Source organism: Mesorhizobium sp. M1A.F.Ca.IN.022.06.1.1, assembly GCF_003952605.1.
In the GTDB taxonomy this organism is placed as follows: Bacteria; Pseudomonadota; Alphaproteobacteria; order Rhizobiales; family Rhizobiaceae; genus Mesorhizobium.
On sequence record NZ_CP034455.1, the window covers coordinates 2,992,541 to 3,015,840 of the forward strand.

The 23,300-nt window shown below is 65.1% G+C and carries 19 protein-coding genes and 3 pseudogenes; 12 read left to right on the top strand and 10 right to left on the bottom strand.

Annotation, left to right across the window (positions count from 1 at the left end; translation table 11 throughout):
- Positions 1-6 precede the first annotated feature (6 nt).
- From tsaE to EJ078_RS14165, 6 genes are all read left to right on the top strand, one after another.
- On the top strand, positions 7-1,518 hold the full coding sequence (gene tsaE, locus EJ078_RS14140) for a tRNA (adenosine(37)-N6)-threonylcarbamoyltransferase complex ATPase subunit type 1 TsaE (protein WP_208721595.1): 1,512 nt from the start codon (positions 7-9) through the stop codon (positions 1,516-1,518).
- The gene (locus tag EJ078_RS14145) at positions 1,515-2,276 is read left to right on the top strand and encodes a nucleotidyltransferase family protein (protein WP_127216342.1); all 762 of its coding nucleotides are present in this window, start codon (positions 1,515-1,517) and stop codon (positions 2,274-2,276) included. Before tsaE ends, EJ078_RS14145 begins: the two co-directional genes overlap by 4 nt.
- Positions 2,277-2,336: 60 nt before the next feature.
- A complete protein-coding gene (addB, locus tag EJ078_RS14150; RefSeq protein WP_127847081.1) occupies positions 2,337-5,456 on the top strand; it encodes a double-strand break repair protein AddB in 3,120 nt (1,039 codons plus the stop codon).
- Positions 5,453-8,965: a double-strand break repair helicase AddA gene (gene addA, locus EJ078_RS14155; RefSeq protein WP_127404132.1), complete on the top strand. Its 3,513-nt coding sequence runs from the start codon at positions 5,453-5,455 to the stop codon at positions 8,963-8,965. The genes addB and addA overlap by 4 nt, the downstream gene beginning before the upstream one ends.
- 74 nt (positions 8,966-9,039) lie before the next feature.
- Complete coding sequence (gene trxA, locus EJ078_RS14160) at positions 9,040-9,363, top strand: thioredoxin (RefSeq protein ID WP_041000044.1); 324 nt, start codon at positions 9,040-9,042, stop codon at positions 9,361-9,363.
- 130 nt (positions 9,364-9,493) lie between these two features.
- A complete protein-coding gene (locus EJ078_RS14165; protein WP_067002933.1) occupies positions 9,494-9,775 on the top strand; it encodes a cupin domain-containing protein in 282 nt (93 codons plus the stop codon).
- Between the two features lie 18 nt (positions 9,776-9,793).
- Here the strand turns inward: EJ078_RS14165 and EJ078_RS14170 are convergent, their stop codons facing one another.
- From EJ078_RS14170 to EJ078_RS14195, 6 genes are all read right to left on the bottom strand, one after another.
- Complete coding sequence (locus EJ078_RS14170) at positions 9,794-10,213, bottom strand: VOC family protein (protein WP_127217156.1); 420 nt, start codon at positions 10,211-10,213, stop codon at positions 9,794-9,796.
- A gap of 29 nt (positions 10,214-10,242) precedes the next feature.
- On the bottom strand, positions 10,243-11,568 hold the full coding sequence (locus tag EJ078_RS14175) for a folylpolyglutamate synthase/dihydrofolate synthase family protein (protein ID WP_127217157.1): 1,326 nt from the start codon (positions 11,566-11,568) through the stop codon (positions 10,243-10,245).
- Between the two features lie 215 nt (positions 11,569-11,783).
- The gene (gene accD / locus EJ078_RS14180) at positions 11,784-12,710 is read right to left on the bottom strand and encodes an acetyl-CoA carboxylase, carboxyltransferase subunit beta (RefSeq protein WP_095825505.1); all 927 of its coding nucleotides are present in this window, start codon (positions 12,708-12,710) and stop codon (positions 11,784-11,786) included.
- Positions 12,711-12,807: 97 nt separating this feature from the next.
- Complete coding sequence (gene trpA, locus EJ078_RS14185; RefSeq protein WP_067002941.1) at positions 12,808-13,647, bottom strand: tryptophan synthase subunit alpha; 840 nt, start codon at positions 13,645-13,647, stop codon at positions 12,808-12,810.
- A 2-nt stretch (positions 13,648-13,649) separates the two neighbouring features.
- Complete coding sequence (gene trpB / locus EJ078_RS14190) at positions 13,650-14,900, bottom strand: tryptophan synthase subunit beta (protein WP_127324725.1); 1,251 nt, start codon at positions 14,898-14,900, stop codon at positions 13,650-13,652.
- A gap of 91 nt (positions 14,901-14,991) precedes the next feature.
- Complete coding sequence (locus EJ078_RS14195) at positions 14,992-15,651, bottom strand: phosphoribosylanthranilate isomerase (protein WP_208721597.1); 660 nt, start codon at positions 15,649-15,651, stop codon at positions 14,992-14,994.
- A 111-nt stretch (positions 15,652-15,762) separates the two neighbouring features.
- Here EJ078_RS14195 and EJ078_RS14200 point away from each other — a divergent pair, with 111 nt between their 5' ends.
- Entirely contained in the window at positions 15,763-15,981 is a 219-nt protein-coding gene (locus EJ078_RS14200; protein ID WP_067002948.1) for a hypothetical protein, read from the top strand.
- 44 nt (positions 15,982-16,025) lie between these two features.
- Here EJ078_RS14200 and EJ078_RS14205 read toward each other — a convergent pair.
- The 4 genes and pseudogenes from EJ078_RS14205 to EJ078_RS14220 all read right to left on the bottom strand — a co-directional run bounded on the left by EJ078_RS14205 (position 16,026) and on the right by EJ078_RS14220 (position 19,416).
- Positions 16,026-16,783: pseudogene (locus tag EJ078_RS14205) on the bottom strand (M48 family metallopeptidase).
- Between the two features lie 118 nt (positions 16,784-16,901).
- Positions 16,902-17,384 (bottom strand): DUF2852 domain-containing protein, encoded by a 483-nt coding sequence (locus EJ078_RS14210; RefSeq protein ID WP_067002952.1) that lies wholly within the window; start codon positions 17,382-17,384, stop codon positions 16,902-16,904.
- Positions 17,385-17,500: 116 nt separating this feature from the next.
- A pseudogene (locus EJ078_RS14215) lies at positions 17,501-18,643 on the bottom strand (benzoate/H(+) symporter BenE family transporter).
- Between the two features lie 2 nt (positions 18,644-18,645).
- Positions 18,646-19,416 carry an alpha/beta hydrolase gene (locus EJ078_RS14220; protein WP_127216518.1) on the bottom strand — a complete coding sequence of 257 codons (771 nt, stop codon included), beginning with the start codon at positions 19,414-19,416 and terminating at the stop codon, positions 18,646-18,648.
- A 214-nt stretch (positions 19,417-19,630) separates the two neighbouring features.
- Between EJ078_RS14220 and infC the strand changes: the two genes are divergently transcribed.
- The 5 genes and pseudogenes from infC to pheS all read left to right on the top strand — a co-directional run.
- The gene (infC, locus tag EJ078_RS14225) at positions 19,631-20,167 is read left to right on the top strand and encodes a translation initiation factor IF-3 (RefSeq protein WP_067003282.1); all 537 of its coding nucleotides are present in this window, start codon (positions 19,631-19,633) and stop codon (positions 20,165-20,167) included.
- A 376-nt stretch (positions 20,168-20,543) separates the two neighbouring features.
- Positions 20,544-21,191, top strand: coding sequence for an isoprenylcysteine carboxylmethyltransferase family protein (locus EJ078_RS14230; protein WP_067324658.1), 648 nt, complete (start codon positions 20,544-20,546; stop codon positions 21,189-21,191).
- A gap of 239 nt (positions 21,192-21,430) precedes the next feature.
- Positions 21,431-21,634, top strand: coding sequence for a 50S ribosomal protein L35 (rpmI, locus tag EJ078_RS14235; RefSeq protein WP_027166935.1), 204 nt, complete (start codon positions 21,431-21,433; stop codon positions 21,632-21,634).
- Between the two features lie 38 nt (positions 21,635-21,672).
- Positions 21,673-22,074, top strand: coding sequence for a 50S ribosomal protein L20 (gene rplT, locus EJ078_RS14240; RefSeq protein ID WP_040968947.1), 402 nt, complete (start codon positions 21,673-21,675; stop codon positions 22,072-22,074).
- Between the two features lie 185 nt (positions 22,075-22,259).
- Positions 22,260-23,297 (top strand): annotated as a pseudogene (pheS, locus tag EJ078_RS14245) (phenylalanine--tRNA ligase subunit alpha); the annotation flags it as partial.
- Positions 23,298-23,300: the final 3 nt, after the last annotated feature.

Genomic DNA, 23,300 nt, shown 5'->3' on the forward strand with positions numbered 1-23,300 from the left:
CGCGCTTTGGCAGAAATGGTGTTGGAACGTTTTCTCGCCGACGAGGCGGCGACCGCAAGGCTTGGCGAAGACCTTGCCATGGCGCTGCGGCCTGGCGACGCGATTGCGCTGAAAGGCGATCTCGGCGCCGGCAAGTCGACGCTGGCCCGCGCGCTCATCCGGGCGCTCGCTGACGACGCCGGCCTCGAAGTGCCAAGCCCGACCTTCACGCTGGTGCAGAGCTACGAGACGCGGGTACCCGTGCGCCATTTCGACCTCTACCGCCTGTCCTCGCCGGACGAGCTCGACGAGCTCGGCCTCGACGACGCGCTGGCGCAGGGAGCGGCACTGATCGAATGGCCGGAACGAGCCGGCGACCAGCTGCCGGCAAATGCGCTCCAGGTAGAGCTTATCGAGCAGGGCGCCGGTCGGGCGGCAAGGATCTCCGGACAGGGAGCCGCCTTCGAGCGCGCGGCGCGCTCGCTGGCGATGCGTGATTTCCTGGCCTCCGCCGGCTGGGGCGAAGCGAGCCGACGTCATTTCGTCGGCGATGCGTCCGCGCGCTCCTACGAGATCGCCTCGCTTCCCGGCCAGGCGCCGCGCGTGCTGATGAACTCGCCGCGCCTGGTGCTCGGTCCGCCGGTGCGCGACGGCAAGCCTTACGCCGTGATCGCTCACACCGCACAATCGGTCACCGCCTTCGTCGCCATCGACCGCGCGCTTCTCGCCGCCGGCGTCAGCGTGCCGCTTATCCATGCGCAGGACCTCGACCAGGGCTTTCTGCTGCTCGAACATCTCGGCTCGGAAGGATTTTTGGGCGGCGACGGCCAGCCGATCGCCGAGCGCTATAAGGCAGCGGCGGAGTTGCTCGCCATGATGCATGGCAAGGCCTGGCCGGACCGCATGGAGGCCGCGCCGGGCGTATACCACGACGTTCCGCCCTTTGACCGCGAGGCGATGCTGATCGAGGCCGACCTTCTGGTCGATTGGTATGTGCCGATGGTCACCGGCGAGCCGGCAAGCGATGCATTGCGGGCCGGCTATCATAACGCATGGAACGCGGTGCTCGACCGGCTCGAGGGCCAGGAATACACGCTGATGCTGCGCGACTTGCATTCGCCCAACATCATCTGGCGGGCAGAGCGTTCCGGCCTCGATCGGCTCGGCATCGTCGACGTGCAGGACGCGCTGATTGGCCCGGCGGCTTACGACGTCGCCTCTTTGGCCATGGATGCGCGTGTCACCGTCTCGACCGAGATCGAGCGGCGGACGGTCGAAGCCTATGTCGCGGCGCGGCGTTCGGCCGGCGCCTTCGACGAAGCCGGCTTCGCCGAGGCCTATGCGATCATGGCGGCGCAGCGCAATTCGAAGATCCTCGGCATCTTCGTGCGGCTCGAAAAGCGCGACGGCAAGCCCTACTATCTGAAGCACCTGCCGCGCATTCGCGACTATCTGAGGCGGGCGCTGGCGCACCCGGCGCTTGCCGGCCTGAAGGAACTTTACATGGCCCACGGCCTGCTCGAGGAGCGCTCGCCATGAAGCCGAAGACCGCGATGGTGCTTGCGGCCGGTCTCGGCAAGCGCATGCGGCCGATCACCGACACGATGCCGAAGCCGCTGGTGACGATCGCCGGCAAGACCTTGCTCGACTGGGGGTTGGACAGCCTGGAAGCCGCCGGCGTCGCCAGCGCCGTCGTCAACGTTCACTACCTGCCGGAGCAGATCATCGCCCATGTCGCTGGCCGCCAGGCGCCGAAGATCGTCATTTCGGACGAGCGCGCGGGCCTGCTGGACTCGGCCGGCGGCATCGTCAAGGCGCTGCCGCTCCTGGGGAGCGAGCCCTTCTACATCATCAATGCCGATACGTTCTGGATCGACAGCGGCGAGCCCAGCCTCGAGCGCCTTGCCCTTGCATGGGACGCCGCCAGAATGGATATTCTGCTGATGCTCACCGATCTCGACTCAGCGATCGGACACTGCGTCGGCACCGATTTCCTCGTGGCGCCGGACGGCGCGCTGCGCCGTTCCAAAGGCGACCCTGCCGGCTTGATCTATGCCGGTGCCGCGATCATCGATCCGCGCATCTTCAAGGATGCGCCCGAAGGCCCGCATTCGATCAACGCCTATTTCGACAAGGCAATCGACGCCGGCCGCCTGTTCGGCATGAAGATGAGAGGCCGCTGGATCACCGTCGGGACGCCGGACGCCATTCCGGCGGCCGAAGCGGCGGTCACCGGCGCGCCCGCGACCGCATCGGCCCAAAAATCGGGTCCGATTTTTGGAAAGCACGATGCGTAGACTCAAAGAGTTAGATCGTCGTTTGTGCGCCCAAACGGGCGCACAAAGATCTAATGCGGTATGAGCGGCTCGCGCCGCGTCTTTTCCATCCCGTCCGGAGCGCCGTTCCTGCCGACGCTGGCGGAGGCGTTGCTCGAAGGCCGCCTGATCCCAACCTTCCGCTTCGACGGCGAGCCGCTGGCGCTGGCTGACGCGACCATCTATGTGCCGACGCGGCGCGCGGCGCGCGCCCTGCGCGGCGCCTTCGTCGACATGCTCGGCAGACGCTCGGCCATCTTGCCGACGGTGCGGCCGCTCGGCGAGTTCGACGAGGACGAGGCCGCCTTTGACGCCGAGGCGGCACCGGCAATAGACCTCGCACCGCCGATCGCCGCGCAGGAAAGGCTGCTGTTGCTGGCGCCGCTGGTGCGTGCCTGGAAGGAAAGCCTGCCGGCGCACGTCCGGGCGCGCTTCAACGAGGAGTTCGTTGTGCCGACCTCGGCCGCCGACGCCATCTGGCTTTCGCGCGACCTTGCCCGGCTGATGGACGAGATCGAGACCGAGGGGACGGATTGGGCGAAGCTCGCCACGCTGGTCACCGGCAACCTTGCGGGCTGGTGGCAGGTGACGCTCGATTTCCTCGGCATCGTCACCGACAACTGGCCGGAGTTGCTCAAAGAGCGTGACCGCTCCAATCCGGCCGCGCACCGCAGCGCGCTGATCCGGCTGGAAGCGGCGCGGCTGAAGCGCAGTCCGCCGACCGGACCGGTGATCGCCGCCGGTTCGACCGGCTCCATTCCAGCCACGGCCGAGCTGCTTGCCGTGATCGCCGGCTTGCCGAACGGCGCCGTCGTGCTGCCCGGGCTCGACCGCGAGCTCGACGACGCGTCCTTCGCGGCGATAACCGCGCCCGGCGCGCGGCCGGCAACACTTGGTCACCCACAATACGGCCTCGCCAAGCTGATCGGCAGCATTGGCATTGAGCGCCGCGATGTCGAGGAGATCGGCGCTGCGTCAAGACCGCTTGCATTACGCGCCGCCCTTGTCGGCGAGGCGCTGCGGCCGGCCGAGACCACCGAGCTTTGGACGGAGTCGCGGCCGCGTTTCCCGGTCAGCGATGTCGAGCAGGCGCTGGCCGGCGTGACGCTGGTCGAGGCTGCCAATGAGCGCGACGAGGCGGCAGCGATTGCCATTGCGCTTAAGCGCGCAGTGGAAATGCCGGGCAAGCGCGCGGCACTCGTCACCGGCGACCGCGCCCTGGCGCGACGCGTCTCGGCCGAGTTGCTACGCTTCGGCGTCGTCGCTGACGATTCCGGCGGCACGCCGCTAGCCAACACGCCGGCCGCCAGCCTGCTCAGGTTGGCGCTAGGCGCAGCATTCCGGCCAGGCGATCCGGTGGGTCTATTGTCGCTGCTCAAGCATCCGCTGCTTGGCCTCGGTCTCGAACGCCAGAGCGTGCGCAAGGCTGCCGAGCTGATCGAGCTGGTGGCGCTGCGCGGCGGCACCGGCCGGCCGGACGTCGCTTCCCTCGACGCGCTTTTCGAGACGCGGCTCGCGGGCCTTGGCGGCGACAGCCGTCAGCCCTTCTGGTTCCAGCGCCTCACGGTACGCGGTATCGAAGAGGCGCGGGCAGTGCTCAATCGCCTCACCGATGCGCTATCCCCGCTCACTGCGATGCGCGGCGAGAAGGATGCCGATATCGCGACATTGACGCGGGCGAGCGTCGTGGCGCTGGAAGGTCTCGGCCGCGCGGCCGATGGCAGCCTGACCAGCCTCTATGCCGGCGACGCCGGCGAGAAGCTCGCCGAGCTGCTGCGCGGGCTGGTTGCCGTGTCATCGCCGTTTATGATCGGTGCGGGCGAATGGCCCGACGTGATGGAGGCGCTGCTCGCGCCGGAAACGGTCAAGCCGGCGCAAGGCACCGACCGCAACATCGCCATCTGGGGCGCGCTGGAAGCTCGCCTGCAAAGCGTCGACACGCTGGTCATCGGCGGCCTCAATGAAGGGGTCTGGCCGCGCAAGCCCGAGAGCGACCGGTTCATGTCGCGGCTGATGAAGACCGGCATCGATCTCGAGCCGCCGGAGCGGCGCATCGGCCTGGCCGCGCATGATTTCCAGATTGCGATGGGTACTGAAACGGTGGTGCTGACGCGCTCGGCCCGATCCGGCGACGCGCCGGCGGTGCCGTCGCGCTGGCTGCAGCGCATCGTCACCTTCATCGGCAAGGACCAGGCGACGGCAGTTCGCCGGCGCGGCGACGCGCTGCTTGCCTGGGCGCGCGCGCTCGATGCCGGCGACAGGAAGGATTTCGCGTCTCGCCCACAGCCGAAACCGCCGCTGCACCTGCGGCCACAGCATTTCTCGGTCACCGAGATCGAGACGCTGCGCCGCGACCCCTATGCGATCTATGCCAGGCGGATTCTCAGCCTGATGCCGCTCGACCCGGTGATCCGCGACCCCGGCGCTGCCGAACGCGGCACGCTGTTCCACGAAATCCTGCATTTGTTCTCGCGAAGGATGGAGGATCCGAGGGCGCCGGGCGCCCTGGCAGCCCTCATCGAGGCCGGTCGCGCGTGCTTTGCCGACGCGGCACTTCCGCCCGATATCGAGGCGGTGTGGTGGCCGCGCTTCGAAAAGCTCGCGGAAAACATCATCGAATGGGAGCATACCCGCGCCGACGCCGTCGCCCGGCGCTATGCGGAGGAACGCGCCGAAAAGACCGTTATCGGCCGCACCGGCATCACGCTTTCGGGCTATGCCGACCGGGTCGACCTTCTCGCCGGCGGCATGGCCGACATCCTCGACTACAAGACCGGTTCCTCGCCTTCGAAGGCGCAGGCGCATACGCTTCTGTCGCCGCAGCTGGCACTCGAGGGCGCGCTGCTTCGGCGGGGCGCCTTCAAGGAGCTCGGCATCTGCGAGCCCTCGCAGCTTGCCTTCGTGCGGCTGAAGCCGAACGGTGAGGTGTTCGAGGAATCGATCCTCGAATACAACCGCAAGCCGAAGACCGCCAACGAGCTTGCCGAGGAAGCGTGGGCGCGGCTGGAAAGGCTGCTGTTCCACTATGCTGACCCGACCACCGGCTATCTGTCACGCGCGCTGCCGTTCCGCGAAGGCGAGGCCGATGGCGACTACGACCATCTGGCGCGCGTGCTGGAATGGTCGGCCGGCGGCGCAAGCGAGGACGAGGCGGAAGGATGAGATATCCGATCCCCTCCGACACCGCCGCCAGCCAGGCGCGCGCTTCCGATCCGCAAAATTCCGCCTGGGTCTCGGCCAATGCCGGCTCGGGCAAGACCCATGTGCTGGCGCAACGCGTCATCCGGCTTCTGCTCAACGGCACCGATCCGTCGAAGATCCTGTGCCTGACCTACACGCGCGCCGCCGCCGCCAACATGTCGAACCGCGTGTTCTCGACGCTGTCGGAATGGACGGCGCTTCCCGACGCCGAGCTCGCGACACGGATAGCCGCGCTCGACGGGCGGTCGGCCGATCGCGATACGATGCGGCGCGCGCGCCGATTGTTTGCCGAGGCGCTGGAAACGCCGGGCGGCCTGAAAATTCAGACCATCCACGCCTTCTGCGAATCGGTGCTGCATCAGTTCCCGCTGGAAGCCAACATCCCGGCGCATTTCGAGATGCTCGACCCGCAGATGGAGGCCTCGCTTTTCGCTGATGCGCGACGCGACATGATCTCGGGTGCCGGCACCGGTGTCGAAGGCCTGGCGGAAGCCTTTGCCACGGTGCTGGAGCGCGGCGGCGAGTTCGGGCTCGACATCCTGCTCTCCGAGATCGTCGGCAAGCGCGACGAACTGCGCGCCTTTATGGAAAAGCTGGGCAAGGACCGGGACTTCCGGCTGCTGTTCGCCGAATTCGGCTTCAAACCCGGACAGACGGCAGCCGGCATTGCCGCTTCGGTCTGGCCGCTGCCGGGCTTTGCGCCGAGCCAGTTCGCTGAATTCGGGCGCGCCGCCGAAGCCGCCGACGCGCGGCAGGTGCTGAACAACGTGCTGCCCTATGCGCAGACCGCTTTTGCCGAAGCCGATCCTATCAGGCGACTGCGACTGCTCGCCAAGGCATTTCTGCGCTCCGATGGCGACCCTTACGATCCACCGAAAATCTTCAAGAAAGCGCTGGTGGACAGGCTGCCCGACCTGCCCGAGCGCTATCTCGCGGCGGCCAAGGCGATCCTCGATGTATCGGACCGGCTGGGGCTGTTCCGCATGCTCGAAGGCACGGCCGCCGCGCTCACCGTCGCCGGCTGGCTGATCGCCCGCTACGAGCAGCTGAAGCGAAGCCGCGGTTTCCTCGACTTCAACGATTTGATCACCCGCACGGCCAGCCTGCTGTCGCGGCCCGATGCCGGGCCGTGGGTGCAGTTCAAGCTCGACCAGGGCATCGACCATATCCTGCTCGACGAGGCGCAGGACACCAGTCCCGACCAGTGGGAGGTGGTGAAGAAGCTGACGGAAGAGTTCTTCGCCGGGCTAGGCCAGCGCGAGACGGTGCGGCGCACGGTGTTCGCCGTCGGCGACGAGAAACAGTCGATCTACTCCTTCCAAGGCGCGGCGCCCGATTCCTTTGCCGAAAGCCGGCTTTTGTTTGCCGGGCGGGTGCGCGACGCGGAGGCTTCGTTTGCCGACCTGAAGCTCACCTGGTCGTTCCGCTCGAGCGACGACGTGCTTGCCGCCGTCGACCGCGTCTTCGCCGAGCCAGGCGTGCGGCGCGGCATCAGCCACGATCCCGATCCGCTCAGCCACAAGGCGATCCGCACCGATGCGCCGGGCTATGTCGAGGTGTGGCCCTCGATCGGCGCCGAAATGGTCGATGAGCCCGACGACTGGACCTTGCCGGTCAACCACGCCAGCGCGCCCGCCGTGCGCGTGGCCGAACATGTGGCAACGACGATCCAGAACTGGCTGCGCAACGGCGAGGCCATCGAAGGCAAAGGCCGCAAGCTGACCGCCGGCGACATCCTGGTGCTGGTGCGCAAGCGCGATCGCTTCGTGCACGCGCTGTCGCGCAGCCTCAAGAACCGGCAGATCCCGGTTGCCGGCGCGGACAGGCTGAGCCTTCCCGGCCATATCGCCGTGCAGGACCTGATCGCGCTCGGCCATTTTTTGATTCAGCCGGAGGACGACTTGTCCCTGGCCGCCGTGCTGCGCAGCCCGATCTTCGAGGTTTCCGAGGAGACGTTGCTCACGCTCGCTGGCGAGCGGCCAAAGGGCCAGTCGCTGATCGCCTCGCTCCGGCAGCATGCCGGCGGAGACGAGGTCTTGGCCGCCGTTGTTAGCCGGCTCGATGGCTGGGCGACTGAGGTGGCGTTCAAGCCGGTGTTTGAATTCTATGCCGCCGCGCTTTCGCGTGACGGCCTGCGCCGCAAGATGACGGCCCGGCTCGGGCCGGAAGCCGGCGACATCCTCGACGAGTTCCTGAGTTTCTGCCTGGCTGAGGAACGTACCGGCCTGCCGGGGCTGGAATCCTTCCTCTCGACGCTGGAAAACAGCGGGCCGGAGATCAAGCGCGAGATGGACCAGACCCGCAACGAGGTGCGCGTCATGACCGTGCACGCCGCCAAGGGCCTGGAGGCGCCGGTCGTCTTCCTGGTCGACGGCGGCTCGGCGCCGTTCAGCGACCAGCACCTGCCGCGGCTGATGGCCTTCGAAAGCTCGGGCGCTGATTGGAAGGGCAAGGGCTATCTCTGGCGCTCGGCGAGTGACGTCGTCAACGGCGTTTCGAAAGCGGCCTCGGCGCGGGCGCGCGCGCTTGCCGACGACGAATACCGGCGGCTGCTCTATGTCGGCATGACGCGCGCCGAGGACCGGCTGATCGTCTGCGGCTATCACGGCAAGCGCGCGCCGAGCACCGGCACCTGGCATTCGATTGTCAGCCGGGCACTGCTGGGTGCGCCGGAAAGCGCTGAGCGGCGGCATCCGGCGACACCCGACGTGGCGGTGCATCGCTTCCATATGACCAAGCTGCCGCCGATGGCGCTCAATCAGGCTGAGGAGACGATACCGTTCGATCATGCCGCGCCGCTGCCGGACGGCCTGTTCCGGCCGCTGCCACCCTATGAGGACTTGCCGCGGCCGCTCTCGCCTTCAGGCGCCTCGGCGCTGATCGACGAAGCGACGGAAAGCTTGCCCGACACGCGCTCACCGGTGCTCGATGCGGAAACCGAACCCGGCTTTGCGGTGATGCGCGGGCTTGCACTGCACAAATTGCTGCAGATGCTGCCCGGCATCGCCGAGGACGAGAGGCGGAGCGCGGCCGAACGCTATCTGGCGCGCGCCGGCGCCGACTGGCCGGCCGAAGAGCGCGACACCGCGCTGGAAGCCGTGCTTTCCATCCTGTTCGACAGAAGCTTCGGGGCGCTGTTCTCGCCGTCCTCGCGGGCGGAAGTCGCCATCATGGGCAGCCTGGAGGTGAAGGGCAAGCTGCGCTCCATCTCCGGCAAGATCGACAGGCTGGCGGTCACTGCGGAAACGGTCTCGATCGTCGACTACAAGACCAACCGGCCGGCGCCGGCCAGCCTGGCCGAAGTGCCGCCGGCCTATGTCCTGCAGCTTGCGCTCTACCGCGCGCTGCTTCAGCCGCTCTATCCGGGCCGCACGGTGACGGCCGCGCTGCTGTTCACCGAGGCGCCGCGCCTGATCGAGCTGCCGGCAGCGGCCATGGACGGTGCCCTTGCCCGACTCACGGGAGCGTGACACAAGAACTGCTTGAACATCGCCACCACAGCCACCACATTTGGTGCAACCCGAGTTTTCGAAAGGATTTCAGCATGGCCACCGTCAAGGTCGACAAGGGCAATTTCCAGGCCGATGTGCTCAATGCCAAGGAGCCGGTCGTGGTGGATTTCTGGGCTGAGTGGTGCGGTCCGTGCAAGATGATCGCCCCGGCTTTGGAAGACATCGCCAAGGAGCTCGGCTCGAAGGTGAAGGTCGCCAAGCTCAACATCGACGAGAATCCCGAGTTGGCCGCCCAGTACGGCGTGCGCTCGATCCCGACGCTGATGATCTTCAAGGGCGGCGAAGTGGCCGACATGAAGGTGGGTGCGGCGCCGAAGACGGCGCTGTCGCACTGGATCAATGGCAGCCTCGCCTGAGCCAATCCGAATATCAGAAAGATCGAGCCCGGCCATTGCGCCGGGCTTTTTCCTTGGCGCCATCGCTGACGGCGCTCTGGCCCTGACGCTTCGGGCAGCCATCTCCTTTCCTTAAGAAAAGGAGAGTCCCATGACCGGAACAGCCAAGGCCACAGTTCACGTCGACAATGAGCGCGTGATCGTCACCGAATACCGTTTCGCCCCGGGCGCCAACACCGGCTGGCACCGCCATGGCCACGACTATGTCATCGTGCCGCTGATGGACGGCAAGGTGAAGCTGGTGACCAAGGACGGCGAATCCTTCGCGGAGATGAAGCAAGGCGCGCCCTATTTCCGCCGGGAAGGCGTCGAGCACGATGTCATCAACGCCAATGACGGCGAATACGCCTTCATCGAGATCGAGCTCAAATAACCTTCGAGGCAGGCGCCGCTACCAATCGGCGACGCGATCGCCGCCGATGAATTGCGCGCTTTTGGCCGTGTATTCGAACAGCTCGATCTTGACGCCGTTGGGGTCTTTGATCCAGGCCTGCCAGGTGCCGTCGCAAGCGAGCTTCTTCGCCGTCACCTCGACCGCTTTCGACCGGATATGGGCGATCGCGGCGTCCATGTCTTCCACCTCCAGGCAGAAGTGGTTGATCTGGTTCGCCTCGCTGTAGCGGGCTTCGGCCTTCTCGAACACCTCGACATGGCTGCGGCCGCCGCAATCGAGATAGAAACCGAAGATCTTGCCGTCGCGCAGGAAGTTGAGCCGGGTGTCCATGCCGAGCACATCCCGGTAGAAGCCGCGCGTCGCCTCAAGGTCATGCGCGAAGATGCAGACATGGGCCAGCTGGTTCACCTTGATCACGATTGCTCCTCGCGACTGCCTCGGCGCTATCAGGTCGGCGGCGTGCCGTTCTCGTCCAGCACAGCGCCGGCGAAATAGAGCGAGCCGCCGATGAGGATGCGCGGCGCCGGACCGTCCCAGCTGTCGCGCAGCAGCATAAGCGCATCGGCGACGGAGTTGACCGGCTCGGCCGACAGGCCGGCCTCGGTGGCGCGCAGCGCGAGCTCGTCATTGGGCACCCCGGCATCGCTCTTGCTCACCGGCACCGTGTAGACATGGCGGGCAAGCCCCTTGAAGGCGCTGAAATAGCCGGTCTGGTCCTTGGTGTTGATCATGCCGGCGATAAGGATCAGCGGGCGCGGGTTCTTTTCCTCCTGCTCGGCCAGCGCTTCGGCGATGACGACGCCGGCGCCCGGATTGTGGCCGCCGTCGAGCCAGATCTCGGCGCCCTTTGGGGCAAGCTCAACCAGCCTGCCCTGCGTCAGCTTTTGCATCCGGGCCGGCCACGTGGTGCTGGTCATCGCTTTTTCGGCAGCCCGATGGCTTATCTCGAAGCCGGCGGCCTTGACCGCGGCGATCGCCGCGGCGGCATTGGCGAACTGATGCCGACCGGGCAGGCGCGGCAGCGGCAGGTCCATCAGACCGTCCTCGTCCTGATAGACCATGCGGCCGTTCTCCTCGAAGGCCAGGAAATCCTGACCGTAGACAACGGTCGGGCAATCCAGCCGCTCGGCGGTCTCGATCAGCACCTCCAGCGCGGTCTCGCTTTCCTGCGCGCCGATCACCACCGGGCAGCCGCGCTTCATGATGCCGGCCTTTTCGGCCGCGATCAGCTCAACGCGGTCGCCGAGATAGGCTTCGTGATCCATCGACACCGGCATGATCACCGAGACGGCAGGCCGCGAAATGACATTGGTGGCATCGAAGCGGCCGCCGAGCCCGACCTCGATGATCGCCGCCTCGGCCGGATGCTCGGAAAACAGGATGAAGGTGACGGCGGTGAGGATCTCGAAAACGGTGATCTTCTGGCCTTGATTGGCCTTGGCGACGCGCGCGATGGCCTCGGCAAAGACATCGTCGTCGACCAGCTTGCCGCCGCCCTCGGCGGCCAGCCGGTAGCGCTCGTGCCAGTTTACCAGGTGCGGCGAGGTGTGCAAGTGGACGAGATGACCGGCCGCCTCCAGCAGCGCCCGCGAGAAGGCGGCGCAGGAGCCCTTGCCGTTGGTGCCGGCGATGTGGATGACCGGCGGCAGCCGGTCCTGCGGGTTGCCGAGACGCTCGAGCAGGCGGGCGATGCGGTCCAGCGAAAGGTCGAAACCTTTCGGATGAAGCGTCATCAGATGTTCGATTTCACGATCGGCGGCGAGCGTTGTCATGGCGGAATCCTAGAACATTTGCGGCGAAAGAACAGGATCGCCTTCAATGCCTTTCGTTCGTGTGCAATTCCGGACGCAAAACCGCTACGCACTCTTGCTGGAATTGCTCTGGCGCATGAGCCCGTACCGGGATCGGTTTTGGAAAGGGATCATGCGCAAACAGCTACTGCGCAGCGCAGCTGGCGCCATCGCGGTGGGCGGCAAACGGTGTCGCGTCAGGCCTGCGGCCGGGCTTCGGCGTTGACGACCGCCGGCGGCAGGATCTCAGGCTCCAATGGCTTCTCGGCCACTGGGGTCTTGAGCAGCATCTTCAACAATCGTGCGATGGTCGGGCGCATCTCCAGACGCGAGACCACCATGTCGACCATGCCGTGTTCCATCAGATATTCGGCGCGCTGGAAGCCGTCGGGGAGCTTCTCGCGGATCGTCTGCTCGATGACGCGCGGGCCGGCGAAGCCGATCAGCGCGCCGGGCTCGGCGATGTGAACGTCGCCCAGCATGGCATAGGACGCGGTCACGCCGCCGGTGGTGGGGTTGGTCAGCACCACGATATAGGGCAGGCCGGCTTCCTTCAGCCGGTCGACGCCGACCGTGGTGCGCGGCAATTGCATCAGCGAGAGGATGCCCTCCTGCATGCGGGCGCCGCCCGAGGCGGCGAACAGGATCAGCGGCCGCCTGCGCTGCAAAGCGACCTCGAAGGCATGGACGATGGCCTCGCCCGCGGCCATGCCGAGCGAGCCGCCCATGAAGGCGAAGTCCTGCACGGTAACCACCACCGGCAGACCTTCGATGGTGCCGACTGCGTTAAGAATCGCGTCCTCGAGGCTTGTCTTGGCCTTCGCCTCTTTCAGCCGATCGGTGTAGCGCTTCTCATCGCGGAACTTCAGCGGATCCTGCACGACCTTGGGGTTTTCCAGCGTCTCGTATCTGCCGTCGTCGAAGAAGTATTTCAGCCGCTCCTTGGCCGAGATCTTCATATGGTGGCCGGAAGACGGGATGACGAACTGGTTGGATTCGAGGTCCTTGTGGAAGATCATCTCGCCGGTCTCGGGATCCTTGATCCAGAGATTTTCCGGCATGTCGGTGCGCCGGCCGAGCATCGAATTGATCTTCGGTCGAACGTAGTTGGTGATCCAGTTCATCGCTTCGGCTCCTGTCCCGACGAAGAGACGTCCAGCAATTCCAGGAAAAGTGTGCGGCGGTTTTCCGTCCGGAATCGCGTAAAAACAAATAGTCAGACTATTCGGCGGCAGCAAGGCGGGCCGAGCGGACGCCCTGGGCAAGCCCGCTGACCAGCGTGGCGACCGCTTCGGCCGGATCGGCGGTCTTCTCGCCCTTGGGCCCGAGCACATTGGCGACCGCGTTGACAATCGCCGTGCCGACGACGACGCCGTCGGCGGAGGCGCCGATGGTACGCGCCTGCTCGGCGGTCTTGACGCCGAAGCCGACGCAGACCGGCAGCGCGGTGTGACCCTTGATGCGTTTGACCGCCGCCGACACCTTGGCAGTGTCGGCCAAGGCCGAGCCGGTGATGCCCGTCATCGACACGTAGTAGACGAAGCCGGAGGTGTTCTCGAGCACCTTCGGCAGGCGCTTGTCGTCGGTGGTCGGCGTCGCCAGGCGGATGAAATTGATGCCCGCCTTCAGCGCCGGAACGCAGAGCTCCTCGTCCATTTCCGGCGGCAGGTCGACAACGATCAGGCCGTCGATGCCGCTCGCCTTGGCGTCAGCCAGGAAACGATCGACGCCGTAAATGTAGATCGGGTTGTAGTAGCCCATCAGCACGATCGGCGTTTCGTCGTCGCCGGCGCGGAATTCGGACGCCATCTTCAGCGTCTTGACCAGCGTCTGGCCGCCTTTCAGCGCCCTGAGACCCGCCGCCTGAATGGCCGGACCGTCAGCCATCGGATCGGAGAACGGCATGCCGAGCTCGATGACATCGCTGCCGGCGCCGGGAAGCGCCTTCATGATAGCCAAAGATGTCTCGTAGTCGGGATCGCCGCCCATGAAATAGGTGACCAAAGCCGGACGGCCCTCGGATTTGAGCTTCGCCATGCGGCGGTCGATGCGGGTCGTCATTGTCAGATCTCCATGCCCAGCATCTTGGCCACCGTGTGCACGTCCTTGTCGCCGCGGCCGGACAGGTTGACGATGACGATCTGGTCCTTGTCCATTTTCGGCACGATCTTCATCGCATGCGCGATGGCGTGCGCCGATTCCAGCGCTGGGATGATGCCTTCGACGCGGGTCGTCAGTTGGAAGGCCTCCAGCGCCTCCTCGTCGAGGATCGGCTCATATTCGACGCGGCCCGAATCGCGCAGCCAGGCATGCTCGGGCCCGACGCCCGGATAATCGAGACCGGCCGAGATCGAATGGCCGTCGAGGATCTGGCCGTCCGCATTCTGCAAGAGGTAGGTGCGGTTGCCGTGCAGCACGCCCGGCGCGCCGGCATTCATCGAGGCGCAGTGCTCGACGCCGTCGAGGCCGCGACCGCCGGCCTCGATGCCGATGATGCGCACATCCTTGTCGTCGAGGAACGGGTGGAACAGGCCAATGGCGTTGGAGCCGCCGCCGACGGCGGCGATGATGACGTCGGGCAGCCGGCCTTCCTGCTCCAGCATCTGGGCGCGCGCTTCCGTGCCGATCACCGACTGGAAGTCGCGCACCAGCTCCGGATAGGGATGCGGGCCGGCGGCGGTGCCGATCAGGTAATAGGTGTCCTCGACATTGGTGACCCAGTCACGCAGCGCTTCGTTCATGGCGTCCTTCAGCGTGCCGTGGCCGGCGGTGACCGGGCGCACCTCGGCGCCGAGCAGCTTCATGCGAAAGACGTTCGGGCTCTGGCGGGCGACGTCGGTGGCACCCATGTAAACCACGCAAGGATAGCCGAAGCGCGCAGCGACCGTGGCGGAAGCGACGCCATGCTGGCCGGCACCGGTCTCGGCGATGATGCGCTTCTTGCCCATGCGCTTGGCGAGCAGGATCTGGCCGAGGCAATTGTTGATCTTGTGCGAGCCGGTGTGGTTCAGGTCCTCGCGCTTGAAATAGACCTTGGCGCCGCCCCCGAGGCCCTTTGCCGAGGAAACCTCCCGAAGATGCCTTGTCAGGCCTTCGGCGAAATAGAGCTTGGACGGTCTACCGGCATAATGGGTCGAAAGGTTCTCCAGCTCCGCCTTGAACTCCGGATCATTCTTGGCCTTGTTCCACTGCTCTTCGAGATCGAGGATCAGCGGCATCAGCGTCTCGGCGACGAAGCGGCCGCCGAAAATGCCGAACATGCCCTGCTCGTCGGGCCCGGTGCGGAAGGAATTGGGCATAGCCGGCCTGTTCATCGCCGATCTCCTGAGTCTTTGCTTCTGAGCACGTCCTTATCGGAAAACCGGTTCCCACTTTTCCGGGACATGCTCGGGTTTGAAAACTTCCTCAGGCGGCGCGGTCGTCGCGCGCGGCCCTGACGGCCCGGAAAAACTGCTCGATCAGCGCCGGTTCCTTGACGCCCGGAGCGCTCTCCACGCCGGAGGAGATGTCTATCCCGGGCGGATTGGCCAGTCTGAGGGCATCGCCGACATTGGCGGCGTTGAGTCCTCCGGAAAGCATGTAATCGAGGCCGGCGTCAAGGCCGGCAAGGATGCGCCAGTCGAAGGCTACGCCATTGCCGCCCGGCAATTGCGTTCCCTTGGGCGGCTTGGCGTCGAACATCAAGCGGTCGGCAACGCCGACATAGGGCTTTATCCGCTCGAGATCCGCGGCTTCGCTGACCGACAGCACCTTCATCACCGGCAGGCCGTAGCGGGTCTTGAGCTCGGCCACCTGCACCAGCGTTTCGGAACCATGCAGTTGCAGCATATCCGGCTGCATCCTCGCGACAATATCGTCGAGAAAGTCATCATCCGCATCCACGGTGACGGCAACCGCCTTGGCCTTGCCGATGGCCGCCTGGCGCAGACGGCCAGCCTCGGCCGGATCGACGAAGCGCGGGCTTTTGGCAAAGAAGATGAAGCCGACATGGCTGGCCCCGCCGGCAAGCGCGGCGGCCATCGCGGTGTCGGTCTTCAATCCGCAGATCTTGATGTCGAGCGTCATGGCGCGGGATTGCCACGAAAAGCCGCAAGAGTCGAGAAAAAGCATGCCGTTGCCGGGCCGGCGGAAAGCGCTACCTTTTCGAATAGGGACACAGGCGGGAGCAGGAAGATCATGACCGACAAGACCGTCGCCGAACTCAGACAGAAGATCGCGCAGGCGCGCGAGGTGATCGCGCATCTGATGGACAAGTCCGCTTTCAACGGCGCCGAGGCGCACCGGGCGCTCGACTATTTCGGCAGCGACGCGTTCGACCGGAATTTTCTGCCGTGGCCGCATGCAAGTGAGGAAGGGCTGCGGCCGGAGGAACTCAACGCGGCGAATGACGATTGAGCGGCTGCGCTGGGCCGCCAGCTATACGGGTGCCAGGGCGACGCCTACTCAAACACGATCGCCTGCAGCGCGCCGCCGTTGCGCTTCAGCCAGTCCTTGCAGCGATCGGTGTCGGGGCAGAGCTTTTCGCACAGCTTCCAGAATTTCGGTCCGTGGTTCATCTCTTTCAGATGCGCGACCTCATGCGCCACCAGGTAATTGATGACCGGCGGCGGCGCCATCATGATGCGCCACGAGAAGGACAGATTGCCCTCCGAGGTGCATGACCCCAGCGGCTGGAGGTATCCTTGTAGCGGATCGCCTTGGCGCGCTTGCCGATCGCCTCGGTGTGCTTGACCACCAGCTTCTCGATCTCGCGCTTGGCCTCGCGTTTCAGATAATCGGCGATGCGGCGCGGCAGGTGGACACGCTCGCCATGGATGATGAGCAGCGGGCCGCGCTCGTCGCGCGCGATGGTGACGGTGCCGCGTTTCGCCGGCTCATGGACGATGCGGTGCGGCACGCCGCGGATCGGGATCTTGATGCCGGGCCGCACCTGCGGGCGCATCGGCACCTTGGCCAGGCGCTGCTCCAGCCAGTCCTGATGGCGGTCGAGGAACTTCTCCACCTCGCCGCGGCGCAAGCCGGGCGGCACGGTTATGCGCAGCCCCTGGCCGCCGGAATCGATACGCAGCGTCAATCGCCGGGCCCTCGCGCTTTCGACGATTTTGAGCGGCAGGGTGCGGCCGGCGACGCAATGCTCGCGCTCCACAACGGGCTTGGGTTCTGGCTTGGTCAGATTGCGAAAGAAGCCGAGGGTCATGGCCGGACGATACGCGATTCGAGAAAAACGACCAGTAGAGTGAGGCTACATGGAGAACAAAAAAGAAACGGCGCCGCTCGCGCGACGCCGCATGTCGGCCGAGTCTTATGATTGAGGCTCAGTCGTCAAGGAGGTTCGACCCCTTGCCGCGCTTCGGCCCCGTCGCTCCGGTTGGACCACTCGTCGTGGTTGGCGCGGTCCGCTTGTTACGCTCGGCCATGAAGCGGTCGAACTCTTCCTGGTCCTTGGCACGGCGCAGCTCGCGGGCATACTCGTCGAACTCGTTCAGCATCTCGTCGAGCTTGCGGCGCTCCTCGGCGAGGCGCTCAAGTTCCTTCTCGCGCCAGTCGTCGAAAGCGACGTTGCCGGTGCGGGACGAGCCATGGCCCCAGCGGGCCGCCTTTTCCGAGCCACGGCGGCAGCCGGCGAAGATGCCGTCGGTGGCGCGGTTGACATCGCGCTTGAAGCCTTCGAGCCGGTCGCCCCAGATGATGTAGGCAAGCATGGCGAAGCCCAGCGGCCAGAACACCATGAAGCCGATCACCATCAGCGCGATGGTCGCCGGCGTCCAGGCCGGACGGATCAATGCACTTGTGTTCATTTTCTCCCAATCCTTCCGTTGGAGACAGCCAAACCGGCTGCGTGGAATCGAAATGGGAAGGCGAAATCGGCGATTCAAGGCAAGTCCGGCCAAAACCGGCGAAAGGCCTGAAATGATTATCGCTTTTTGAGTTTCTCGAGGAAAAGCACTGCCATTCCGGCGACCAGCCCCCAAAAAGCCGCGCCGACGCCGAACAAGGTGAGCCCTGAGGCCGTCACCGCAAAGGTGAGCGTGGCCGGCATGCGCTCGCCCGCATCATGGAGCGCGATCGAGAGCGCGTTGGCTAAAGGCGCCATCAGCGCCAGGCCGGCGACCAGCACGATCAGGCTCTGCGGCAGGACGGCGAAGATCGCCACCAGCGAAGCGCCGAAGATGGCGAAGACCAGATAGGCGAGCGCATAGAACGGCCCCGTCTTCCAGCGCTCGGCGGGATCCGGATGGACATCCGGGCCGGTGCAGATCGCCGCGGAGATCGCCGCCAGATTGGTCGTCGAGGCGCCGAACGGCGCCTAGAGCAGCGAGAACAGCCCGGTGACGCCGATCAGCGGGCCAGGTTCCGGGTGGTAGCCGGCGGCTTTCAGCACCGCGAGACCGGAGAGGTTCTGGGAGGCCATGGTGACGAGGTAGAGCGGCAAGGCCAGGCCAATGATCGCCGAAACGGTGAACTGCGGAGCGATCAGCGTCAGTGTCGACAATTCCGGCGCCGGCAGGCCGCCGACGCGGCCGGTGAGGAAGGCGGCAAGGCCGCCGCCGATCAGCACGACAAGGACCGAAACCGCCGGGTTGAACAGCCGGATGACGAAGAAGGCGGCGATCAGCGGCAGGATCAGCCACGGATCGGCGGGAATGGCCTTGACCGCACTGATGGCGAAGCCGACCAGGACGCCGGCCAGCATGCCGGACGCCACCGAGGCCGGAATCTGCGCGATCAGCCGGGTCAGCGGCTTGAACAGACCGGTGGCGATCAACAGGATGCCGGTGACGATGAAAGCGCCGACGGCTTGCGCCATGGTGAAGCCGCTGGAGGCCGCGATCAGCGCCAGGCCCGGCGTCGACCAGGCGGTGATGACCGGCATTTTCGTGCGCCAGGACAGCCACAGGCATTCGATGGCCATGGCCAGGCAGATGGCCGTCACTCCGCTCGCGGTCTCGATCTGAGTGGCGCCGATCGCCTTGGCGGCGGCAATGACGATGGCCAAAGTGCCGCCAAAGCCGACGATCGCCGCAACAAAGGCGGATATCGGGATTGAAATGCGCATGCTCATGAAACCCGCTGGATCAGGTCGCCGACGGCGCGGTTGAGCATGTCGAGATCCTCCGGGCGGGAGAGGCGATGATCGCCGTCGGGGATAAGCGACAGCGTGACGTCATCGGCCGGCAGCAGTGCGGCGAGCTTCAGCGCATGGCCGGAAGGCACGTCGGGATCGGCGAGACCCTGCAGGATATGCACCGGGCAATGGGTGTCGATCGGCCCGGTCATCACCCGGTTCGCGCGGCCGTCCTCGATCAGCGCGCGCGTGTAGATATAGGGCTCGGCGGAATAGTCGGACGGTTCCTCGAAAAATCCCTTTTTCGAAAGGTCGCGCTTCTGCGCCCTGGTCAGCACCGGCTCGATCAGCTCGACGGTAAAGTCGGGCGCCGGCGCAAGCAGCACCAGGCCGGCGATGCGGTCGTCGCCGGCCTTGTGCAATTCCTGCACCATGCGCAGCGCAATCCACGCCCCCATCGAGGAGCCGACCAGGATCTGCTTGCCCTTGCTGAAGCGGCGAAAGACGGCGAGGCTCTCGGCCAGCCATTTCGAGATCGTGCCCTCGGCGAATTCGCCGCCCGATTCGCCGTGGCCGGAATAGTCGTGGCGCAGATAGGCGCGGCCTTCGCGGCTCGCCCAGGCCGACAGCGCCTCGGCCTTGGTGCCCAGCATGTCGGACTTGTAGCCGCCCAGCCAGACGATGCCCGGCGCTGAGCCCGGCGCCTGCCTGACAGCGATCTGCGTTCCGTTCACGTCGATGAAAACTGGTGCGCTGGCGTCCATGACCTCGTCCTTCCGGCCGGTCTTTTGGCACATCCGGCGGTTCGCGGAAAAGTGCTCGCACCTTTTCTTTGCTTGGTGCAGGCAATGGCAAGCTTTGAGGTGATTTCCTGGCGAGGCTGTGCTATTGACTCCGGCCGCGCGCTCACCACATAGGCGCGTCCAAGCGATTGAACTCAAAGAAACCCTGAACGAAACGGCCGAGGAGACCACGACCATTCGCAGACCTTTCAAAGCAGCGGCCCCGACCAAGGACGGTCCGCGCTCCAACCGAGACATCCGGGTGCCCCGGGTCCAGCTCATCGACGCAGAAGGCCACAACCGTGGCGAAGTTTCCATCAACGACGCGCTGCTGCTGGCCGAAGAGGCCGGGCTCGATCTCGTCGAGATATCGCCCAACGCGCAGCCGCCCGTCGTCAAGATCCTCGATCTCGGCAAGCTGAAATACGCCAACCAGAAGAAGGCGGCCGAGGCGCGCAAGAACCAGAAGGTCATCGAGATCAAGGAGATCAAGATGCGCCCGAACATCGACAGCCATGACTACGAAACCAAGATGAAGGCCGTGCGGCGCTTCTTCGAGGACGGCGACAAGGTCAAGCTGACGCTGCGTTTCCGCGGCCGCGAAATGGCGCATATGGAACTCGGCATGCAGCTCCTGAACAAGGTGCGCGAGGAAGTCGCGCCGATCGCCAAGGTCGAGGCCGAGCCGAAGCTCGAAGGCCGACAGATGATGATGGTGCTGGCGCCCCGCTGACGGTGCGCCTCACGTTTCCTTTCCGTCCTGGAGCCATTCCGGCGCGATCGCCGCAAACTGTCGCGCCGATCACGGTTTCGCGAAGGAGAATTGACCGGCCGGCGCTGCTTGGTGCTCCAAAATCCGCCTGAATTGCCGCGCAGGGCGACCCGACGATCGGCGGGGCGCCTGTTTTTCTATCCGATCGCCGGCTTCTCGACGATCGAGCTCCTCGATCGCGAGCAAATCGACGATCGGATTTTCCCGATCGCGACCAAATCGACGATCGGATTTTCCCGATCGCGATCAAAACACGACGATCGGATTTTCCCGATCGCGATCAAATCGACGATCGGATTTTCCCGATCGCGATCAAAACACGACGATCGGATTGGCCATGGTCGATGAAACAAAGATCCCGACCGACAACCAGATAGAAGGGTTGGGCGGCTACCAGTATATGCGCCGCATCGTGCTGGCGGTGCTCATCGTGGTGCTGTTTGCGGCACTCCTGTTCGGCCAGTCGACGTTCCCTCCCGAGACGCCCGTGCACGAGACGATCGAGATGTTCGGCGTGCTCCTGATCTTCCTGGGCATCGTCGGGCGCTTGTGGTCGACGCTCTACATCGGCGGCCGCAAATCCTCCGAAGTGGTCACCGGCGGGCCCTATTCGATCACCCGCAACCCGCTCTATCTGTTCTCGACCGTGGCGGCAGCCGGCGTTGGCGCGCAGATCGGCTCGTTTTCCGGCATCATCCTCTTCGCGGTCCTTTGCGCCGGCGCGTTCCACATCGTCATCCTGCGCGAGGAGCGCTATCTCAAGGAAGTCCTCGGCGCTCCCTACAAAGCCTATCTGGCGCGCGTGCCGCGCTTCTTTCCAAAGCTTTCGCTCTACCAGGAAGGCGACACCGGCAGCTTCAAGCCGCGCCTGCTGTTGAACACGCTGCTCGACGGGCTGGTATTCCTGGTGGCGCTGCCGGCCTTCGAACTGATCGACGGCGCGCAGCAGTCGGGGGTGCTGCCGGTGTGGTTCACGCTGCCCTGAACGGGACAGCGCGCCGCAGGGCGTGAGGTGTTGCGCACGAGCCCTGTTTGATCTATAGGACCGCCGTTCTGCGTATCGGGCCGGAAATCATCTCTGATTTACGGAAAGCACGATACGCAGAGCAAAAACAAAAACCGCCCGGCAGGGCATGCCGTGGCGGTTTCATTTGCTTTTCGGGCTCTGGTCGGCCCGAAGCGAGAAAAGAAGCGCGATGGTGCGCCACATTACGGAGTAGCAAAATGCCCAAGATGAAGACCAAATCGGCCGCCAAGAAGCGGTTCAAGATTACCGCCACCGGCAAGGTGCTGTCGGCTGCCGCCGGCAAGCGCCACGGCATGATCAAACGTTCCAACAAGTTCATTCGCGATGCCCGCGGCACGATGGTTCTGGCTGAACCGGACGGCAAGAAGGTCATCAAGAATTTTCTGCCGAACGGCCTTTAAGCATTCGGTCCGGAACAGCGTTTTAAGGAGATCATGACATGGCACGCGTAAAGAGAGGCGTCACCGCCCACGCCAAGCACAAGAAGGTCCTGAAAGCCGCCAAGGGCTTCTACGGCCGTCGCAAGAACACCATCCGCATCGCCAAGCAGGCGGTGGAAAAGTCGCTGCAGTACGCCTATCGCGACCGCAAGAACCGCAAGCGCTCGTTCCGCGCGCTGTGGATCCAGCGCATCAATGCAGCGGTGCACGAGCACGGCCTGACCTATGGCCGCTTCATCGACGGCCTCAACAAGGCCGGCATCGAGATCGACCGCAAGGTTCTTTCGGACATGGCCATCCACGAGCCGCAGGCTTTCGCAGCCCTTGTGGCCAAGGCCAAGGTGGCGCTCGAATATCTGAAGAACACCACGCCGAATGCTTTTGAGAGCGCTGTCGCCTAAGCCAGCGCTTCCCAAGCATTCGCTATTCTGATTTGGGGAACCCGCGCTGGCACGGCTGGCGCGGGTTTTTCTTATGCCTGATGCAACCAAATTGGTGACGCACCGGACCCCGGTGGTTGCCCGATCGAGAGAGTTTCGCCGTGAACGCCACCGCTGGAAATCTTGAAACCCTTGAAGCTTCTTTGATGGCCGACATCGCGGCCGCGGCCGACGAGCAGGCGATCGAGGCTGTGCGCGTCTCGGCGCTGGGCAAGAAGGGCTCGGTCTCCGAGATGCTGAAAACGCTCGGCGCGATGAGCGCCGAGGAGCGGCAGGTCAAGGGCCCGGCGATCAATGGGCTGAAGAACCGCGTCACCGAGGCGCTGACGGCGCGCAAGTCGGAGCTGAAGGACGTGGCGATCGCGGCGCGGCTCGCCGCCGAAACGGTCGACGTCACGCTGCCGGTGCGCCAGTCGCCGGCCGAGCGCGGCCGCATTCATCCGATCAGCCAGGTGATCGACGAGATCGCAGCGATCTTCGGCGATCTCGGCTTCGCGATCGCCGAAGGTCCGGACATCGAGACCGACTATTACAATTTCACCGCGCTCAATTTTCCCGAGGGGCATCCGGCGCGCGAGATGCACGACACCTTCTTCTTCCAGCCGGACGAGAAGGGCGAGCGCAAGCTTTTGCGCACGCACACCTCGCCCGTGCAGATCCGCACAATGGAGCAGCAGAAGCCGCCGATCCGCATCGTCATTCCCGGCAAGACCTACCGGCAGGATTCGGACGCCACGCACTCGCCGATGTTCCATCAGGTCGAGGGGCTGGTGATCGACAAGACCGCCAACATCGCCAACATGAAGTGGGTGCTGGAGGAATTCTGCAAGGCCTTCTTCGAAGTGCCGAGCGTAAAAATGCGCTTCCGGCCGTCCTTCTTTCCGTTCACCGAGCCCAGCCTCGAGGTCGACATCCAGTGCGACCGCTCGCGGCCGGGCGAAGTACGCTTCGGCGAAGGCTCCGACTGGATGGAGATCCTGGGCTGCGGCATGGTGCATCCCAACGTATTGCGTTACGGCGGGCTCGATCCCGACGAATACCAGGGCTTTGCCTGGGGCATGGGCATCGACCGCATCGCCATGCTGAAATACGGCATGCCGGACCTGCGCGCCTTCTTCGACGCCGACGTGCGCTGGCTCACGCATTACGGCTTCCGGCCGCTCGACATGCCGACGCTGTTCGGGGCC

Coding starts and splice junctions, on each gene's coding strand:
- trpB (WP_127324725.1), bottom strand. CDS start 14,900: ATGAACAGGCCGGCTATGCCCAATTCCTTCCGCACCGGGCCCGACGAG.
- EJ078_RS14165 (WP_067002933.1), top strand. CDS start 9,494: ATGACCGGAACAGCCAAGGCCACAGTTCACGTCGACAATGAGCGCGTG.
- trpA (WP_067002941.1), bottom strand. CDS start 13,647: ATGACGACCCGCATCGACCGCCGCATGGCGAAGCTCAAATCCGAGGGC.
- rplT (WP_040968947.1), top strand. CDS start 21,673: ATGGCACGCGTAAAGAGAGGCGTCACCGCCCACGCCAAGCACAAGAAG.
- EJ078_RS14230 (WP_067324658.1), top strand. CDS start 20,544: ATGGTCGATGAAACAAAGATCCCGACCGACAACCAGATAGAAGGGTTG.
- accD (WP_095825505.1), bottom strand. CDS start 12,710: ATGAACTGGATCACCAACTACGTTCGACCGAAGATCAATTCGATGCTC.
- EJ078_RS14200 (WP_067002948.1), top strand. CDS start 15,763: ATGACCGACAAGACCGTCGCCGAACTCAGACAGAAGATCGCGCAGGCG.
- addB (WP_127847081.1), top strand. CDS start 2,337: ATGAGCGGCTCGCGCCGCGTCTTTTCCATCCCGTCCGGAGCGCCGTTC.
- EJ078_RS14145 (WP_127216342.1), top strand. CDS start 1,515: ATGAAGCCGAAGACCGCGATGGTGCTTGCGGCCGGTCTCGGCAAGCGC.
- EJ078_RS14195 (WP_208721597.1), bottom strand. CDS start 15,651: ATGACGCTCGACATCAAGATCTGCGGATTGAAGACCGACACCGCGATG.
- EJ078_RS14210 (WP_067002952.1), bottom strand. CDS start 17,384: ATGAACACAAGTGCATTGATCCGTCCGGCCTGGACGCCGGCGACCATC.
- EJ078_RS14175 (WP_127217157.1), bottom strand. CDS start 11,568: ATGACAACGCTCGCCGCCGATCGTGAAATCGAACATCTGATGACGCTT.
- EJ078_RS14220 (WP_127216518.1), bottom strand. CDS start 19,416: ATGGACGCCAGCGCACCAGTTTTCATCGACGTGAACGGAACGCAGATC.
- addA (WP_127404132.1), top strand. CDS start 5,453: ATGAGATATCCGATCCCCTCCGACACCGCCGCCAGCCAGGCGCGCGCT.
- rpmI (WP_027166935.1), top strand. CDS start 21,431: ATGCCCAAGATGAAGACCAAATCGGCCGCCAAGAAGCGGTTCAAGATT.
- trxA (WP_041000044.1), top strand. CDS start 9,040: ATGGCCACCGTCAAGGTCGACAAGGGCAATTTCCAGGCCGATGTGCTC.